The organism is Pseudanabaena sp. 'Roaring Creek' (assembly GCF_001402795.1).
Lineage (GTDB): Bacteria > Cyanobacteriota > Cyanobacteriia > Pseudanabaenales > Pseudanabaenaceae > Pseudanabaena.
Genome location: NZ_LIRE01000302.1, coordinates 1 through 14,945 on the forward strand (window position 1 = coordinate 1; position 14,945 = coordinate 14,945).

Annotated in this window: 19 protein-coding genes and 1 tRNA gene; 14 read left to right on the top strand and 6 right to left on the bottom strand. The window is 39.7% G+C overall.

All coding sequences use genetic code 11. From position 1 onward, the window contains the following. Positions 1 to 219 precede the first annotated feature (219 nt). The 7 genes from AC805_RS10420 (at position 220) to AC805_RS10450 (ending at position 6,435) form a co-directional block, all read left to right on the top strand. Positions 220 to 519 (top strand): hypothetical protein, encoded by a 300-nt coding sequence (locus AC805_RS10420; RefSeq protein WP_055075377.1) that lies wholly within the window; start codon positions 220 to 222, stop codon positions 517 to 519. 116 nt (positions 520 to 635) lie between these two features. Continuing rightward, positions 636 to 1,598: a glutathione synthase gene (gene gshB, locus AC805_RS10425; protein WP_055075378.1), complete on the top strand. Its 963-nt coding sequence runs from the start codon at positions 636 to 638 to the stop codon at positions 1,596 to 1,598. A 250-nt stretch (positions 1,599 to 1,848) separates the two neighbouring features. Further along, positions 1,849 to 2,832, top strand: a complete 984-nt coding sequence (locus AC805_RS10430; protein ID WP_055075379.1) for a DUF1517 domain-containing protein — start codon at positions 1,849 to 1,851, stop codon at positions 2,830 to 2,832. Between the two features lie 374 nt (positions 2,833 to 3,206). After that, complete coding sequence (locus AC805_RS10435) at positions 3,207 to 4,349, top strand: hypothetical protein (RefSeq protein WP_055075380.1); 1,143 nt, start codon at positions 3,207 to 3,209, stop codon at positions 4,347 to 4,349. A gap of 114 nt (positions 4,350 to 4,463) precedes the next feature. Next, positions 4,464 to 5,036: a TIGR04376 family protein gene (locus AC805_RS10440; protein WP_055075381.1), complete on the top strand. Its 573-nt coding sequence runs from the start codon at positions 4,464 to 4,466 to the stop codon at positions 5,034 to 5,036. A 131-nt stretch (positions 5,037 to 5,167) separates the two neighbouring features. After that, positions 5,168 to 5,241: transfer RNA gene (locus AC805_RS10445), tRNA-Pro, on the top strand. Positions 5,242 to 5,328: 87 nt separating this feature from the next. Beyond that, entirely contained in the window at positions 5,329 to 6,435 is a 1,107-nt protein-coding gene (locus AC805_RS10450; RefSeq protein WP_082429461.1) for a site-specific integrase, read from the top strand. 120 nt (positions 6,436 to 6,555) lie between these two features. On the opposite strand, the gene AC805_RS10455 is transcribed toward AC805_RS10450, so the two are convergent. The 4 genes from AC805_RS10455 to AC805_RS10470 all read right to left on the bottom strand — a co-directional run bounded on the left by AC805_RS10455 (position 6,556) and on the right by AC805_RS10470 (position 10,125). Continuing rightward, entirely contained in the window at positions 6,556 to 6,747 is a 192-nt protein-coding gene (locus AC805_RS10455) for a hypothetical protein (RefSeq protein WP_055075383.1), read from the bottom strand. 27 nt (positions 6,748 to 6,774) lie between these two features. After that, positions 6,775 to 7,683: a hypothetical protein gene (locus tag AC805_RS10460; protein WP_055075384.1), complete on the bottom strand. Its 909-nt coding sequence runs from the start codon at positions 7,681 to 7,683 to the stop codon at positions 6,775 to 6,777. A 128-nt stretch (positions 7,684 to 7,811) separates the two neighbouring features. Further along, the gene (locus AC805_RS10465) at positions 7,812 to 9,728 is read right to left on the bottom strand and encodes a hypothetical protein (RefSeq protein ID WP_156341376.1); all 1,917 of its coding nucleotides are present in this window, start codon (positions 9,726 to 9,728) and stop codon (positions 7,812 to 7,814) included. An 82-nt stretch (positions 9,729 to 9,810) separates the two neighbouring features. Then, positions 9,811 to 10,125 (bottom strand): hypothetical protein, encoded by a 315-nt coding sequence (locus AC805_RS10470; RefSeq protein WP_055075386.1) that lies wholly within the window; start codon positions 10,123 to 10,125, stop codon positions 9,811 to 9,813. Positions 10,126 to 10,478: 353 nt separating this feature from the next. Between AC805_RS10470 and AC805_RS10475 the strand changes: the two genes are divergently transcribed. The 4 genes from AC805_RS10475 (at position 10,479) to AC805_RS10490 (ending at position 12,133) form a co-directional block, all read left to right on the top strand. Then, on the top strand, positions 10,479 to 10,817 hold the full coding sequence (locus AC805_RS10475) for a hypothetical protein (protein WP_055075387.1): 339 nt from the start codon (positions 10,479 to 10,481) through the stop codon (positions 10,815 to 10,817). A 58-nt stretch (positions 10,818 to 10,875) separates the two neighbouring features. Next, positions 10,876 to 11,271 (top strand): hypothetical protein, encoded by a 396-nt coding sequence (locus AC805_RS10480; protein ID WP_055075388.1) that lies wholly within the window; start codon positions 10,876 to 10,878, stop codon positions 11,269 to 11,271. Between the two features lie 293 nt (positions 11,272 to 11,564). Then, complete coding sequence (locus AC805_RS10485) at positions 11,565 to 11,921, top strand: hypothetical protein (RefSeq protein WP_055075389.1); 357 nt, start codon at positions 11,565 to 11,567, stop codon at positions 11,919 to 11,921. 5 nt (positions 11,922 to 11,926) lie between these two features. Next, positions 11,927 to 12,133, top strand: a complete 207-nt coding sequence (locus tag AC805_RS10490) for a hypothetical protein (RefSeq protein ID WP_055075390.1) — start codon at positions 11,927 to 11,929, stop codon at positions 12,131 to 12,133. 105 nt (positions 12,134 to 12,238) lie between these two features. Here AC805_RS10490 and AC805_RS10495 read toward each other — a convergent pair whose 3' ends face one another. Both AC805_RS10495 and AC805_RS10500 read right to left on the bottom strand, forming a co-directional pair. Next, on the bottom strand, positions 12,239 to 13,084 hold the full coding sequence (locus AC805_RS10495; protein WP_197278693.1) for a Rha family transcriptional regulator: 846 nt from the start codon (positions 13,082 to 13,084) through the stop codon (positions 12,239 to 12,241). Positions 13,085 to 13,089: 5 nt separating this feature from the next. Then, positions 13,090 to 13,380, bottom strand: a complete 291-nt coding sequence (locus AC805_RS10500; RefSeq protein WP_055075392.1) for a hypothetical protein — start codon at positions 13,378 to 13,380, stop codon at positions 13,090 to 13,092. 365 nt (positions 13,381 to 13,745) lie between these two features. On the opposite strand from AC805_RS10500, the gene AC805_RS25560 reads away from it, so the two are divergent. The 3 genes from AC805_RS25560 (at position 13,746) to AC805_RS10510 (ending at position 14,748) form a co-directional block, all read left to right on the top strand. Further along, positions 13,746 to 13,910: a hypothetical protein gene (locus AC805_RS25560; protein WP_156341378.1), complete on the top strand. Its 165-nt coding sequence runs from the start codon at positions 13,746 to 13,748 to the stop codon at positions 13,908 to 13,910. Between the two features lie 326 nt (positions 13,911 to 14,236). Next, positions 14,237 to 14,521, top strand: a complete 285-nt coding sequence (locus AC805_RS10505; RefSeq protein WP_055075393.1) for a hypothetical protein — start codon at positions 14,237 to 14,239, stop codon at positions 14,519 to 14,521. Beyond that, entirely contained in the window at positions 14,518 to 14,748 is a 231-nt protein-coding gene (locus AC805_RS10510) for a hypothetical protein (RefSeq protein ID WP_055075394.1), read from the top strand. Before AC805_RS10505 ends, AC805_RS10510 begins: the two co-directional genes overlap by 4 nt. Positions 14,749 to 14,945: the final 197 nt, after the last annotated feature.

A 14,945-nucleotide genomic window follows, 5' to 3' on the forward strand; every position in this document is an offset into this window, starting at 1 on the left:
AACAAACCCAGTAAGGTTTTGAGATTCCCAAAATGGCGTTGCCATTTTGGGAATTGGCATTTTGGGAATTGGTATTACGAGTTTCTAATACCAATTCACGAAAGTGTGACAACACTTTTGTGAATTAAAAAACAAACCCAGTAAGGGTTTTCCAAGCTCAAAATGGCTACGCCATTTTGAGCTTGGGTATAATTACAAGTTTCTAAGTAAGTAGCTAAAATGCGAGTCAAGATTGAAAACGAAGTACTCTTTATTCATCGTGAGGATGTGCCAAAGTATAACAAGCAAGGTTCGATTGTTCGTAATAGTTACTTTTGGGCTTTGCGATCGATCGCAGGTCGTGCAAATTCCCGTTACGATTGGGAATTTGAGTCAGAGGTATGGTTTGCCCTGCAAAGAATGTTAATCTCCTTTGCGGAATCTGGATATTTACCCACTCAAGAAACTCAGCTAGAATTTGCTCCTGAGACAGAGGAAATTCCCAAGGTTTTACGACTGGTTTCCACAATAATTAGCTAGGCACCATAAACCTGTAGCTCATGCTGCGCGTGCGCTACAGGTTTATAGTTTGGTTTTTAATTATGCCCAGCTACTTAAAGCTCTGAATTAAGCTCTGAAAAAAATAATAAAATCCTATGAAACTCGCCTTTATTATCGATCCGATCGCGAAGCTCGATCCCGCCCATGACACTAGCGTTGCGCTCATGGAAGCGGCTTGTCGCAAAGGTTATGAAGTATTTATTACCAATATGAATACTCTTAGCGTGAGGGATGGTAAAGCATGGGCTTTGCTGCAACCAATCAAAATCCACCCCATTCCCCTCATCGATGGTAAGTGGCAAATCCCCAATCCTTGGTATGAGACTGACAAGGGCAATTTTCAGCCTCTAGAAAATATGCAATTTGTCTGGATGCGCCCCGATCCTCCTGTAACGACAGAATACCTTTACGCAACCTATATTCTGGACTACGTGGATGGGCACAAAACCAAAGTCCTCAACTCACCGCAGGGCATTCGCGCCGCTAATGAAAAAATGTATGCCTTGCAATTTACAGGTGCAATTCCCAGAACCATTGTCACAGCAGATAAAAGTACAATTCGCGACTTTGTTGCCGCCGAAGGCAAGGCGGTGATGAAGCCCTTGGGTGGCAAAGGTGGTGAGGGAATTTTATTTTTAGAAGTAGGCGATCGCAATATCAACTCCCTGATCGAAATCAGTACTAATATCGGTAAAACTCCTGTGATGGTGCAGGAATATCTCCCCGATGCTCAAAAGGGTGATAAACGGATTATTTTGCTAGATGGCGAACCCATTGGCGCAGTCAATCGCGTCCCCCAGTCAGGTGAGTTTCGTGGCAATATGGCGGCGGGTGGCAGTGCCGTTCAGGTCAATATTACCGATCGCGAACGGGAAATCTGTACCCAACTCGCCCCCGTCCTGAAGCGTGACGGTTTAATGTTTGTAGGTATCGATGTAATTGGGGGCTACCTCACGGAAGTCAATGTTACTAGCCCCACAGGGGTACGCGAGATCGATCGCCTTGACGGTGTATCGCTGGGTGATCGGGTCATGGATTGGTTGTCAAACCTTGACTAAGTAGCTAGATGCAATTAAATATAAAGAATCAAAACCTGTAGCGCACGCTGCGCGTGCGCTACAGGTTTTGATTCTGGGTTTTATGCCCAGCTACTTATCTAAAGACAAGTGACGGAGCTTCGCGCCGTCACTCGTCTTTGCGGTTTTATGCCCTAGGCAAACCTTACGTTGCTATAGAGCTAGAATTGAGGGAGAACATTTATCACAAAGCAATATTTTTGATTAATATTTGAGTCCTATCTTTTGTCCTATGAAATTTTTTAGCTCAGAATTTATCCAAACAGCTAAGGCGATCGCCAAGCGCTCAGTGCGATCGCTTGTCGCCCTTTTACTAGTGGCTATGGTCTTATTTGGCAACACCCACGAAGCTCTTGCTAAGCGATCGGGGGGCAGAATGGGTGGTAGTGCCTTTAGGTCTGCGCCTAGCCGTTCGATCCCCTCCAACTCTGGCTATAGCAACCGTAGCTCTTATTCCAATAGCAGATCCTATTCCCCCATCGGTGGCGGCGGTGGATTTTTCTTCCTACCGATGTTTTTTGGCGGCGGCGGCGGCGGGCTATTTTCGATCCTGTTATTAGTGATCGTTGCAGGCGCTGTCCTCCAAGCATTTCGGGGTCGCGGTGATGGCGAAGGGATTACAGGTACTGATAATAAGGTAACCGTAGCCAAAATTCAGGTAGGGCTCCTGTCCTCAGCGAGATCGCTGCAACAGGAGCTAACCCGTCTAGCCCTTGAGTCAGACACCTCCTCGGTAGAAGGGTTGGCAACCGTCACCCGTGAAACGGCGATTTCCCTGATGCGTCATCCTGAATATTGGGTCTATGTCAGCAGTGCCAGTGAAAATACCCAGTTTGCCCTTGCCGAACAGAAATTTAACGGATTAGTAATGTCCGAACGGAGCAAACTCAATGCGGAAGTATTAAGTAATGTGAGCGGTCGTATCCTTCAAGGCAAAGCTGCTGCCCCCTCTTTACCCAGCGAAGGGAAGCTCAGCATTGAAGATCCTAGCGAATATATTGTGGTAACCATCCTAATTGCTACTGCTGGTGAAACCCTCGCCAAATTGCCAACTTTACGCTCGTCCTCAGATTTACAAGCCTCTCTTTCGGCGATCGGCTCTATTCCTGCGGATAATCTCTTAGCGGTAGAAGTGCTATGGGAGCCTCAGTCTGAAGAATACACCCTAACCACCGATGAGATTTTGACTATCTATCCCGATCTAGTACGCATCTAACTAAGTAGCTGGGCATAATGAAAACCCAGAATCAAAACCCCAAAGAGAGTTGCCGCGCTCCGCGCGGCAACTCTCTTTGGGGTTTTATGTCCTGATACAGTTGGCGGCAGCTATAGGTTACAGCCCCATCTTACAATCCCATCTGACAAATCGATCTGACAATCTGATTTTGAGATCTGACAAAAAATTGTGGCATTAAGAAGCAATCTGTGGTATCACTTACCAGTATTATTTTTTTCTTGTTTGTTCTGAGACAAGTTCAAAGTATTGTGGCTTAGATTAGGATATCGACACAAAATAATTTGATTAATTTTGATTAATAAGTTTGGGTATTCTCACGAGTGCTTGGTTAATGGAGTGAATAGGGTTGGCATATGATGCAAAATACAGATAATAAAAACCAGTTTTACGTAACTCAAGACGTTGATGCCTATACAGACAACGTTGATAACTTAATGGACGATCTATTTGGAGAAGTAGAGTCTACCCTCCACGTTGATTACGCAAAGCAGCGATCGCTTAAGCAAAAAAGTTCGCCCACAAGATCCTCAAAAACACATACCAACTCCGCCCCCTATTCCTCCGCTCGTTCATCTGGCTCCGACATAGTTGCCATTGCCAAAATGGATTCTTCCGAAAGAGAGATATCGACATCAAAAGATACCGTTAGCATTACCAAACTTAACGTTGCGGATATTTCCTTGCCACCAATTTCCAAACAGGATGTTCTCTGGATTCAGCCTTACATCATGCGCAATCCAGAGCCCAGCAGCAATCTACCCCCGATCGCGCCACCTCCAGAAACCCCAAAATCTAACCTACTCGATCGCCTGTTGTTGGTGTTTGCCTGTAGTTCGGCATTGCTAGCAGCAGTAATGTGGACGATTAATCATGGCATTTGGCTGGGTAGACAATCGGCGATCGTCACTCAAGTCGCTAACTCTAAGGAGAATGCCGATAACAAGAACTTTGGCGAAGAAATTAAGCGGATGCTAGCAGAAGTGACCGATAAAAATCGGGCGATCGCTAGTCCGAACAATGCCCTTGGTAGCAATCTACCGCTCATGACAGCCCCCCTCATCAGCACCATGCCCTTACCAGTTGGGGCAAATAATCCCTTTGCTAATGGGATGCAGCAACCAATGTACGTGCCCGTGTACCAACCACCGACGGTAAATGGTGGCAATAATCTCCCATCGCCTCTTGCCTTGCCCCCTGCGACAGCAGGCAACACCATTGATGTCACCAATAGCTCTCCCAATACCCGAACACCATCAACTCAAGTCTCGTCCAACACTGTAGCAGCAGCTCCTGCTCCCTCCTACACGTTAATTGGAGTACTTGATTTAGGCGATCGCTCTACGGCGATGTTTGATATGAATGGTTCGGTACAATCGATCGGACTCGGTAAAGCGATTAGTAATACGGGCTGGTATGTATCGCGAGTAAGTCAGCAAGAAATCACAATTAAACGCGGTAAGGAGAGTAAAACCGTATTTGTTGGTCAAAAGTTCTAGGTGTTAAAATGATTGCTAGTTATGGAGCGACTTAATCTATAGACTATCTATAGATCATCTATAGACTCGCTTTACTTTAACCTTAACTTTTTAAACAACATCTGAGGATAGTATATGGGGCTAATAGAGGATATATCCCGTTTTTTAGAGACCCGCTTAGAGGAATTTATTCGTAGTAATCCTCAGATTGAGTTGCAAATCCTTGAAGATAAGTTACGGCAGCAAGAAGAAGAAATTGCCAAATTAATCGTTAGTTCCAAGCAAGAGGAGAAAAATCTCCAAGATCGAATTTTAGAAATTGCTGAAGAAATTAGGGTTTGGCACGATCGCACCGTGAAGGCGCAGTCATTTGACCGTCCCGATCTAGCTAGCGCCGCAAAAGAAAGGGAGGCGGCTTTGTTACGACAAGGCAATCAAATCTGGGCGCAGATGGAACTTGTAAAAAAACGCGCGATCGATAGTCAATCACTCCAAGTGCAGATCCAAGAAAGGCGCAAAGAAGTGCAAGTCAAGATTGCTGAAGCGGCTAAGACGGCTAAAGCAAAATCTCCAAGTAGTACGCCTCTCAATTGGGATAATCTCTATACTCCTCCCTTTCGCGATCCTAACGATAAACTCGAAGAGACCTTCCGTAAATGGGAAATGGATGAGGAGCTAGAGCGTCTCAAGCGCAACATGGGTAAATAAGGTCAGTTCGGGGTAAGCAAACCCTTTATCAAATCCCGTTTCAAATTATCCCGAACTCATGTTAAAAAATTTTTTCTAGTTGCAAAATCCGCAAATCATTGTGATATAGTAGGAAAGCGTCAAAAACGCAACGGGATGTAGCGCAGCTTGGTAGCGCACCACTTTGGGGTAGTGGGGGTCTTGGGTTCAAATCCCAACATTCCGATAGTTTCCAGATTACATAGTAAGTAATTAAGCAAATAATAAGCAAATCTAGTGATTAGCTCATTAACTTCTATGAGCAACACTTACTATGCAACCATCAAATAACAATGGAACTATCCAAATTAGATTTAGAAAATTCTCATATTCCTACTCAATGAGTAAATTGGGTAGGTACGAAGATACTAAATGTTTCCGACAAGCCCAATCGATTTGTGATGCCATTGATAACGATATCAAGCTAGGGAGGTTTACAGCCAAAAACAATGATGAGCTATTTGAGGCTTATCACCCATTAGCTAAAGTAGCTAGTCACCATGAGCAAAATACTAAAGCTGTAGATTGCTTAGCACTGGTAGACGACAAACTATCTAACAAGGTATTTCGCGATCGCAACTTACACCAAACCAAAAACTTTTTGATTAGGTACGGTAAGCCTATCAAATCTAAGGATGATGCCTTAAAGTTCTGGAATTGGCTACAAGGAGAAAGTAATGGGAATAGTCGAACTATCAATAGGCATCTCACATCACTCAAGCCTATCTGTCCATACTTTGCTGATATTCCCAAATTAAAGGAATCAGCTATCAAAAGTGAGAAACCATTCTCTAAGGATGAAATTAAAGCAATCATCCAAAGTTTTGAGGATAATTTCCCTCATTACACTGGGTTTATGAAATTCCTGTTCAGCACTGGATGCAGACCTAATGAGGCTACAGCCTTAAGATGGCAAGATGTTGATTTTGAGAATAAGCAGATAACAATCTGTGAAGCTTTAGCTATTACACAGGACGGATCAAAAGCTGCTAAGGATACCAAAACTCATGTAATCCGAACCATACCCATGAGCAAGAAAGTAGGGATGCTTCTGGCATCTATCAATGGCGACAGAATCAATAAAAAATTTCGTACAGGTACGGATACGGATACAGATCTAGTATTCCCTACCGTAGAGGGCAAGTTTATCGATATCCGAACCTTTAGGGCTAGGCAATGGGTTAAAGCCCTACAGCTAGCAAAAGTACCTTATAGAAAACCTTATAACTGTAGACATACATTCTGTAGTCATTTCCTAAATGAGAATCCTGATTTTGTTCAGCTTGCAAGCATTACACATGGTACTAAATCAGGTATTGCTACTTTGCAAAAGCACTATGCTCATATAGTTAATAAGCCTGTGATGCCTGATATGTTCTAAGGTTTAAGTTAAAATATTAAGTTAATATTTTAACTTAAAGTATAAAAAATATCCCTATTAAATCCAACTAAGGACAAATAGGGATATTTTTATTATGAATATATGAAATTAAGGAATAGCTTAAGGAATAGGATAAACAATCCCTAAAGCCTGAATTACTCCTTCAAAATAAGCCAAAAGAAAATCAGTATAAGCCATAGTATGAGCTAATTCTAGGTACTGACTATCATTGCTATTTTGTTGATAATGTTCACACAAACTATAGATAATTTGTCTAGCTTGAGTGTCTGTAAGTGTTGGTTGTGTTGGCATATTTTTATCTATTTTATTTGCTATAAATCACAAATCATTTACCATTGTAAACCCATCGATTAAGGTTTTAGGCTTAATTCCATGCTGATTGTATGTAGCTTGATATAGGTACACATCGCCATATCTTCCCCTAAATGGTAAGTCAATTTCATTACCAAAATAAGTAGCTTTTTTAGGTGTAGATTTACCGTGGATACTATGCCCTAAAAATTGTTCGTCAAAAGTATCATCCTTGAATGAAATAATTTTATTAATAATCTCTAAAGCTAAATCATTTGAAGCATCAATACTTAGCCTATAGCCGTTAGCTTTATCCCTGTAATGGTATGTATCAGTAGGAGATACTACCCATTTAAAAGGCAATGCAAAAGCAGCTAATATCTTTTGTGTCAAATCATTTAAATCAGCCTGATTTTTAGGTGTTTTGGTTTCATCCATATACCTAAAACTAATTTCTTTTTCTAGCTTATAAATCCTAAATGGTATATCGTCAGGGTTAATGACTTTCTCCTTAAACTTGATGATTAGGTGAGGTTTATACTGTACATTCTCATCGTATATTTCGGCAGGTATTCCATATACGGTAGCTAAATTGCTAAAACCTTGTAAAAAGAATAAATTTAATTGTTTTTCGATGCGGGTTTGGCAATTGTCGATTTCAGTGTCAATTGTTAGTTGCTGTATTAATTCGTTTTTGGTGTTGGTTAATTCTGCATTATCCTGACTATCTGGTTTAAGGAAATCAGATAGCACTAAATTTTGAATCCTAGCTGTTGTTACTCCTAAACTAATAGTCTTTTTCTCGATATTTGGGTCAGGCACATTTAAGCCCGAATTATCGGTATTTGTTATAGGAGAATCAGGGGTAATTGTTTCTGTAGCAGTGCTAGAGGGCAAATCTGGAATAGCTACAGGATCTATAGGGGTATCTGGCATATATTTATATATTTATATTTTTATATTTATTTCTTGTTTTAGATTTACTCTGACATTTATTACGGTTTAAATTAAATTATTAAGTTAATTCTTTAAGTTAAAGTCTATATAATGTCACATCAGGCGAATTACTTAGATTTAGCCTTAATTTGCTTGATCGATAAAAACTTAAATTTAGCCTTGCGTTTAGCATCATTTTGAGACTGTAAAGTAATCTGTTTTCTAGTCTTACTTTCGCCATTAATCAAATCAGTTACAGCGCTGAAATTACGCTGTATACCTTTGATTTGGGAAACATTAGATTTAATCGCTCTAGTGATTTGGTTGAGTCCTGCAATGCCTTGTTTGATGATGCCAACTTTACCAGAAATAATGTCAGCATCATCCGCAGGTAAAGCGCTATTAGCTTCCTGTGAATTAGCCATTTTAGGATAACTATTCTTGTTTACTACATCATTAGCAAGTAATGCATTGCCGATATTGCTAACATCTACCCCTGTTTTTTGAGCTTGTTTCGATTGGCTATTTAATATCCTTTGTAGTCCATTGAATAGGTTAGTAGATGATTTAATAATTCTATTGCTGATAGCCAAATCTTCTTTTAATTTTGCATAATTATCTACCCCAATAATATTGATAATTAAAGCGCTTGCATTCTGTCCTAATGCACTGGTAGCTGTTGTTCTAGCTCCAGTAGTAGCGTCGGTAAACTGCAATGGTGTAAGGCTGATTACAGCGTCAAGAATACCGCCCAAAGTCTTACCTACTGTTTCACTTAGCATCAATGCATTATGAATGTTTAGAGCCAAATTAAGCATATTAACCGCTCTATCAATCACTTGATTTTTAAAGAAAGTAAAAGCTGTAGCAAAATTAGAAAGCATAGTCGCTCTCAATTCTGCTATTTGTGCTGCTATTCCTGCTAATACACCGTCTTGCGCTACTTGATTCCGAATAATAGTATTTAGTTTTGTGTCGCTTGCAATATTAGGATTATTAGCTACAGCATTACTGATTTTGTTGGTTAAAGGTAGGGTACAGGTATCACTCTTCATTGCTTCACAAGTACCCGCTTTAGCATTCGCCTGTTGTACGGATGCCGTAGTGTTTTGATTAATGTTATCAGTGTTGACTTTTACCACTGCTAAGAGAGAGCCAATATAAGCTAGTTGTTGTTCAATAGAAGGATTAGCAGGAGATGAAGGGTTAAGCGGGTTAGGTAATTCGGGCTCAAGCGGTTTAGGAGCATTGGCTAAACCCGTCTTAGGTGTAGGTGTAGGTGTAGGTGTAGGTAGAGGGTTATCTGTAGGTTTAGGTAGCTTGTCTTTAGGATTCTCGGGATTTTTCAAACCCTTAGCAAATGCTGCATTAGCTGCCTTAAAAGCATTAACTAACGCTGTATTATTGTCTGCTAAAGATTGCCTTTGCAGGTCGTTTAAAGTTTCTCCAATCCGAATACCGCTTTGATAAGCGTCATTTGTAGGAATCACTGGGTTAGGAGGAATCGCACCGCCATTCCCTACCTTTTGCCATCCATGAAATCCTGTTGGCTTGTCTCCGCCCTTCTTGTACCCAATCGGTATAAGAGACATCGAAATCCCTTGAGGTCTGTAGCCAGTATCCGCACCATTTGCGATGAATTTTCTAATACTGCCAGTCGTACCCCCGCAAGATGTATACGAGCTTATCAATTCAAAAGATACTGATGGAAGCGAATCGTATGTGAGCCCATAATCATAAAACAGTTCATACAATCCTGCATCGCAACCATACGGAAAATCTGTTACATACAAGCCTACGGTGTATACGATTTCCGATGCTTTGTTTCCGCCACTAGGTGAATACACAGGTTGTTTGAGGTTTTTCGTCTCGTTCGGATCTCCTGCGGCTTGTGGATAAGCTAGAAATGCACCCAAAAACGCAGAAACAGGCAACAAGAAACTTGCTACAGCGCAGCCGATAGCTTGGACAGGGGGTACTTCTGGCGGCGTATATAGCACTTCCGTCGGAGTTTGAAGCGGAACGGTCGGAGGACGATTGAACATCCCTTGTCCATATGGCTGTAATGGAGGATTTGTATATTGCAATCCCATATGTGATGTCCTATTGCCTGTTTCTGCTTACGTATTAGCCCTTGAATACTGCGGGTATAGGTGCTGTATTCAATGTGCTAGCCCGATACCAGTCGGCACTACTGCCGCCTAATTGAGTTAAGTCGTATTTAAAAGTAACCGAACATTGAATACGCACCGTATTATCGGCATCCGTTCCTGATGTGATTTGTACTGTGTTTTCTGATGCTGCGCCTGCTACCCGTACATACTTATCGGTAGGGTTGTTAACCAACAGGATTTCAGCCGCCCACAAGAGTAGTTTCTCGACTGTATCGATTGTTCTCCCTGTACCAGTTGGTAGGTCTGTCGATGCATTAAAAGCTGTCATGATTTCGTGTTTTTTTAATTAATAGGTTTATCATGCCTAATTTCATTGATATAAATTGCAGTTTAACTTAAAGGTTTAAGTTAATTTTTTAACTTAAAACGTAATTCATATCAATGAAATTAGGCATTAACAAGTATGGGCAATGAAACCAATGAAAGCACACCTATTTTTATCGGGTAAATGATCAAGCTTTAAGCCCTTTATATGGCTATTTTTTAGGCACTTAAGACATGATGGCAAAATCTAGGAATGTATTACATTCCTAAGTCTGTACGACTGGAATAATTTAAAAATTTTCATTTACCCATAACGATTTAATAGGCTAGGTTTACTGCATCAAATAACTCATATTGATGACGGCAACAAATATGGCTAACAAGCTTTATAAAATCACATCAGGTGCTAAAAGCGCTCTTTTAGAATTACCAGAAGCATATGACGGTATCGCTACAGAAGTAGGACTAGTTGAAGCTACTGAAGCTGACATTAGCGCTCATCCAACTATCACCGCAAGTGAAGCAGCCAAATCTGGCTTAGTTGCACAGGTATCGATTGGTTTAACTCCTAAAGGTCGCAAGCATATCAAGGTTTCTGTCGAGAAACTTGGCGGTATTTCTAAGCTTATTGGCAGTACTTTCGGTACAAAAACTATTAAGTCTGCATCATTGCGAACTTATCGCAAGCTTCGTTAATTCTCGTTTATCGATCGCTCTATTCGTTCTTAATTAAATAAAAGGAAGCACAAAAACTATGGCAATTCCAAACAGTCTAAAAGAAACTTATCTAGAAATTACAACTGGTTCAGGTACTAACACGGTTACCGTATCTTTCATCATTCAGGCTAATCCTGCCAACTATCCCGCAGCAATGACAACCGCAGGTAGTTTTACTGCTAACGAGCCATCGGCAACTGATAGAGCAAAAACTGCGGATGTAGTAACACCAGTAGGAGCGCTTATTAAATCAGGTTCATTCAGACGATTGGTAGCAAGTGGTATGGATGGCGCTAGACGTAAGCATCGTGAGGTCGTTGTCCCATCCAAGGCATACGAACTCATTAAAGCGGCGATCGAAACTACCCCTATGGATATTGGAGGGTTGTCCTGCGATACCGTAGAGGTCGGGCAACGCTCTCGCTCTCGATAATCTGATTGCTGCTTTTGTTCGCTACTCATTCAATTACTTCCTGTCAACCAAATCAAGTAAAAAACAATGGTTATTAATTCTGACAACATCACAACTACCACTACTACAATCACAGGTATTAGTGCTTTGCTTGCAGCACAAGGCATTTACCCACAATATCTAGGGTTTATTGCTGCGCTCTCTCATTTCATTGGTGGATATTTCACTAATAAGCCATCTAATTAATTCGGTTAGCAGTGGTAGATCTCTATGGTTTATCACTGCTATTTTTTTTGATTTATTTGGAGTGAATAGTGGATATAACAGATAACTCTAAATGGGTATTACGGTACATTCAGAGCTTTAATTCTGATACTTTTGGAGCTATCAATACTGGTATTCCTAAATTTGATACTTCACCTGTTACTTTTGGAAGTAGGTTGATAAAGATTAAATGCACTAGTACCCAAGTGACAGCTAATCAGTATGTAGGCTCTATTCTCCAAAAGATTTCTTTAAATAATAGTGAAATAGTTACCGTTGATTATCGATCAATTTATTTAGGCTCTCAAGTTTTCCAGATGGTCGACTTTGAGCCATATTTTATCGAAGTAAATGTCAGGAAAGCTTTAAAACAATTAACCATTAGCATGAGTGAATATACAGGATAAATGTAATGTCAATCTTAGAAATATTCGGGCTATTAAGCAGCTTAGTAGGAATAGCTTACGGGTTCGGATCGCAAGCTAATGCTATCAAGCAAAATAGACGGGATACTCAAGCCTTAGGGGAATTACATAGGGATACACTTGCCAAGATGTCTAGGTTAGAAATATTTCTAGCTGAATTAAAAAAAGATATTGAATACATCAAGAATAAATAGATATGAATTATCAAAAAATAATACCTACTAGCAATTAAGTTAGTAGGTATTTTAATGTTTAACTTAAAAATTTTAAGTTAAAGAGAAAGAGATAGAACAGAATGATCAGAAAACATAAGTCCATCGATTAAACTTCCTGTCTACTGTTAAGCCTGTGTTAACCAAAACTTCCTCTAAATCGGAACGTTTGCACGATAATCCTTTATCTCTACAGTGTTCTTCAATAGCCGATATAGATATACCCAGTGTTCTCTTTCCTTTAGGCGTTCTAAAGGAATGTTGATTTTTCTCAGTCGAGTTCTTAAGATACTCTGTTACGCATTCGGAGAGCCTGACTTTATCGATATCTGAAATAGGAATAGCAGAAGGTTTAGTAGTGCTAGAAGATAAGCTAGCCTTTAGTCTCGCTTTCCTATCATTAAGAATCTTCTCTTCATCTTGTATAGCCTTATACTCATTCAAGAAGTCAGCAAAATCACATTGGAGCTTAAGAGCATCATCAAAAGATTTAACTAATTTAGTCTTTTCTCTCAGTAACGCCATATAGCCTTGAATTGGGTCATCTTCGCAGTCTATCCTCGACTCTATCTGTAATGGTAAAGACGTTTGCAACATCGATTGCATTCGGTTTTTGGCTTGATTAAATGCAGCGACTAAACGCATCTTAAAGTCTACAACTTTAGGCGTATTGCGAGAAAGAGTACAAGCAGCATACGCCTGTGATTCACTCAGAAGTGCAAACTTCTTTTGGTAGGTAGCGTTATTCTTGCCGCGAGAAGCCTCCGTTTGAAACGCGACCTCCCCAAACCGATCCTCTATATTGTTTTGATAATTGCGAACAGTCTCAAGAAAATTCTTGTGTTCAATCCCTAAACCAGCAGCAATATCTCTAGAATCGATTCCTAGTAAATCGTCATTAATAACTTGAACTGAAAGCTCATCATTAGCCATTGGCATTAATTACTCTCTTGGTAAAGGCTAAGGTGATAAAGACCATCTAGATAGTCATCCATAAGATCATGACAAGAAATGATAGAGACTGCCTGACTTTCAAATGTATACTTGATAGCTGCTAAAGTGCAAGCAGCTAATGAGTGATTCTGAGGGTTAAGAACAAATTGCTCTTTAGTGGATAGCTTGGTTAATCTACCAACACCATAAAGATGATCACCCTTAGTACCAGAATATCGATAGTTTTCAGTCTCATACACAGAATCCAATGCCGACTTTTGTTGATGTATACTCATGGCAGTTAATTGACTAGGTAGATTAGTTTTGTTATCTAGGGTTAAGGTGTTGTTACTAGCAATTCCTTAACCCGTTAATAAAAGGTGATTGGCTCATTTTTTGTGTTTTAACTTAAAAAATTAAGTTAAACTTTTAAGTTAAAGCGTTAGAAACATCTAGGATCAAGTGATTAGCTAAGTAGCCATATAGGGAGCTAATTAAAGCTCATTTACCTGTATTTGGCTCTATGACTGGGTTAGGTGCTCTTTTGTGTTTCGATATATCTAAAGTAGCTGTGTGTACTTGAATGTAACAATCAAGTTATAGTATGTCAATAAATATAGATAAATTTAGATGATTAACCTAAATTCATAGAGTTTTTACTATGGCTACAAAAAAAGATACAGAAAAAGAATATGACCCCAATTGGGGTGGTGCTAGAAGGGGTACAGGAGAAAAAACTGTGGTAATGCGAGTGCCAGTGTCGCTAGTACCTGTTGTGCAAGAAATGGTTGATGAACATAAAGCTAATAAAAGCAAAGATTCCTAACTACTACCCCCTCCCAATGATTTCTCCTGTTTAAAACAGGATTATTCCAAGATCTCAGTCATTGAGAATCAGGCATTAGTAGCTGACTCTAGGGATATTGCTAAAGAACTTGGCATTGAACATGAGTCTTTTATGAAGACTATCCACGCTGTAGCCACTCTTTCTCGTAACACTACCAAGGTTATAGAGGTAAAGATGAAACTAGTTAAATTTTCGTATCTAGCCTTTTATCCACATAAATAGCGTTTTAACTTAAAATATTAAGTTAATTTTTTAACTTAAAGTACAATTTATATACGAGTAGACAAGGAAAGGATGAAAATAAGATGAATTTTAGTTTTTCTCAGGACGCAAAAAGATCTCTTACCTTTAGCCTAGATGCTTGCTATACAGGCTTTTATTTCTGGCTAGGCAACTTTACCCTTAGATTGGGTGGAGTAGACGTTAACAAGTCTGGTAGCCAGTTTTTCTACCCTTATCTAGTACCTACTTCTATAGGGTTTGGTTTTGTGTTGTCTAACTACATTTCTTGGCATACTCCCTTTGATGAGTTTAGTCAGATCGATGATACAAATCATACTGAACACGAACTGAAGGATTTAACCGTGTGACGCTAGGTAAGCACAAAATTAGGGGTATTACCCTAAAAGGGATAAAAGTCCTACCTGCTTCAGAATTTGAGCAAATGATGACAGATGCACAATATCGCAAAACCTATATCACTACCGCTTCAGGTGATAGATGGTTTGTGTACTTTGAGCATTTGTTTTTTGGGAAAGTAGAAGCTGTTTATTCGCGAGATAAAAAAATAGTGATTACTGCTTATCATCCTAAATAGTTATTTATATCTATTCCTATATATATTCCCCTCCCAAGGGAGGGGGTAGGGGGTGGGGAGTAGGTATATATAGCGATAGCTATCAATTTGTATATATGTATGTGTATATATCTAATTAAGGTATATGTACTTATTTTTTATATATATTATTTTTATTTTAAATCTTATATATGAATTTATTTAGAATCTTATAAATG

Bases quoted from the DNA above. Each gene is read 5' to 3' on its own strand.
- AC805_RS10490 (WP_055075390.1), top strand. From the start codon at position 11,927: ATGTCAATCTTAGAAATATTCGGGCTATTAAGCAGCTTAGTAGGAATA.
- AC805_RS10430 (WP_055075379.1), top strand. From the start codon at position 1,849: ATGAAATTTTTTAGCTCAGAATTTATCCAAACAGCTAAGGCGATCGCC.
- AC805_RS10450 (WP_082429461.1), top strand. From the start codon at position 5,329: ATGCAACCATCAAATAACAATGGAACTATCCAAATTAGATTTAGAAAA.
- AC805_RS10460 (WP_055075384.1), bottom strand. From the start codon at position 7,683: ATGCCAGATACCCCTATAGATCCTGTAGCTATTCCAGATTTGCCCTCT.
- AC805_RS10420 (WP_055075377.1), top strand. From the start codon at position 220: ATGCGAGTCAAGATTGAAAACGAAGTACTCTTTATTCATCGTGAGGAT.
- AC805_RS10495 (WP_197278693.1), bottom strand. From the start codon at position 13,084: ATGGCTAATGATGAGCTTTCAGTTCAAGTTATTAATGACGATTTACTA.
- AC805_RS10475 (WP_055075387.1), top strand. From the start codon at position 10,479: ATGACGGCAACAAATATGGCTAACAAGCTTTATAAAATCACATCAGGT.
- AC805_RS25560 (WP_156341378.1), top strand. From the start codon at position 13,746: ATGGCTACAAAAAAAGATACAGAAAAAGAATATGACCCCAATTGGGGT.
- AC805_RS10455 (WP_055075383.1), bottom strand. From the start codon at position 6,747: ATGCCAACACAACCAACACTTACAGACACTCAAGCTAGACAAATTATC.
- AC805_RS10480 (WP_055075388.1), top strand. From the start codon at position 10,876: ATGGCAATTCCAAACAGTCTAAAAGAAACTTATCTAGAAATTACAACT.
- AC805_RS10440 (WP_055075381.1), top strand. From the start codon at position 4,464: ATGGGGCTAATAGAGGATATATCCCGTTTTTTAGAGACCCGCTTAGAG.
- AC805_RS10505 (WP_055075393.1), top strand. From the start codon at position 14,237: ATGAATTTTAGTTTTTCTCAGGACGCAAAAAGATCTCTTACCTTTAGC.
- AC805_RS10465 (WP_156341376.1), bottom strand. From the start codon at position 9,728: ATGTTCAATCGTCCTCCGACCGTTCCGCTTCAAACTCCGACGGAAGTG.
- gshB (WP_055075378.1), top strand. From the start codon at position 636: ATGAAACTCGCCTTTATTATCGATCCGATCGCGAAGCTCGATCCCGCC.
- AC805_RS10470 (WP_055075386.1), bottom strand. From the start codon at position 10,125: ATGACAGCTTTTAATGCATCGACAGACCTACCAACTGGTACAGGGAGA.
- AC805_RS10500 (WP_055075392.1), bottom strand. From the start codon at position 13,380: ATGAGTATACATCAACAAAAGTCGGCATTGGATTCTGTGTATGAGACT.
- AC805_RS10435 (WP_055075380.1), top strand. From the start codon at position 3,207: ATGATGCAAAATACAGATAATAAAAACCAGTTTTACGTAACTCAAGAC.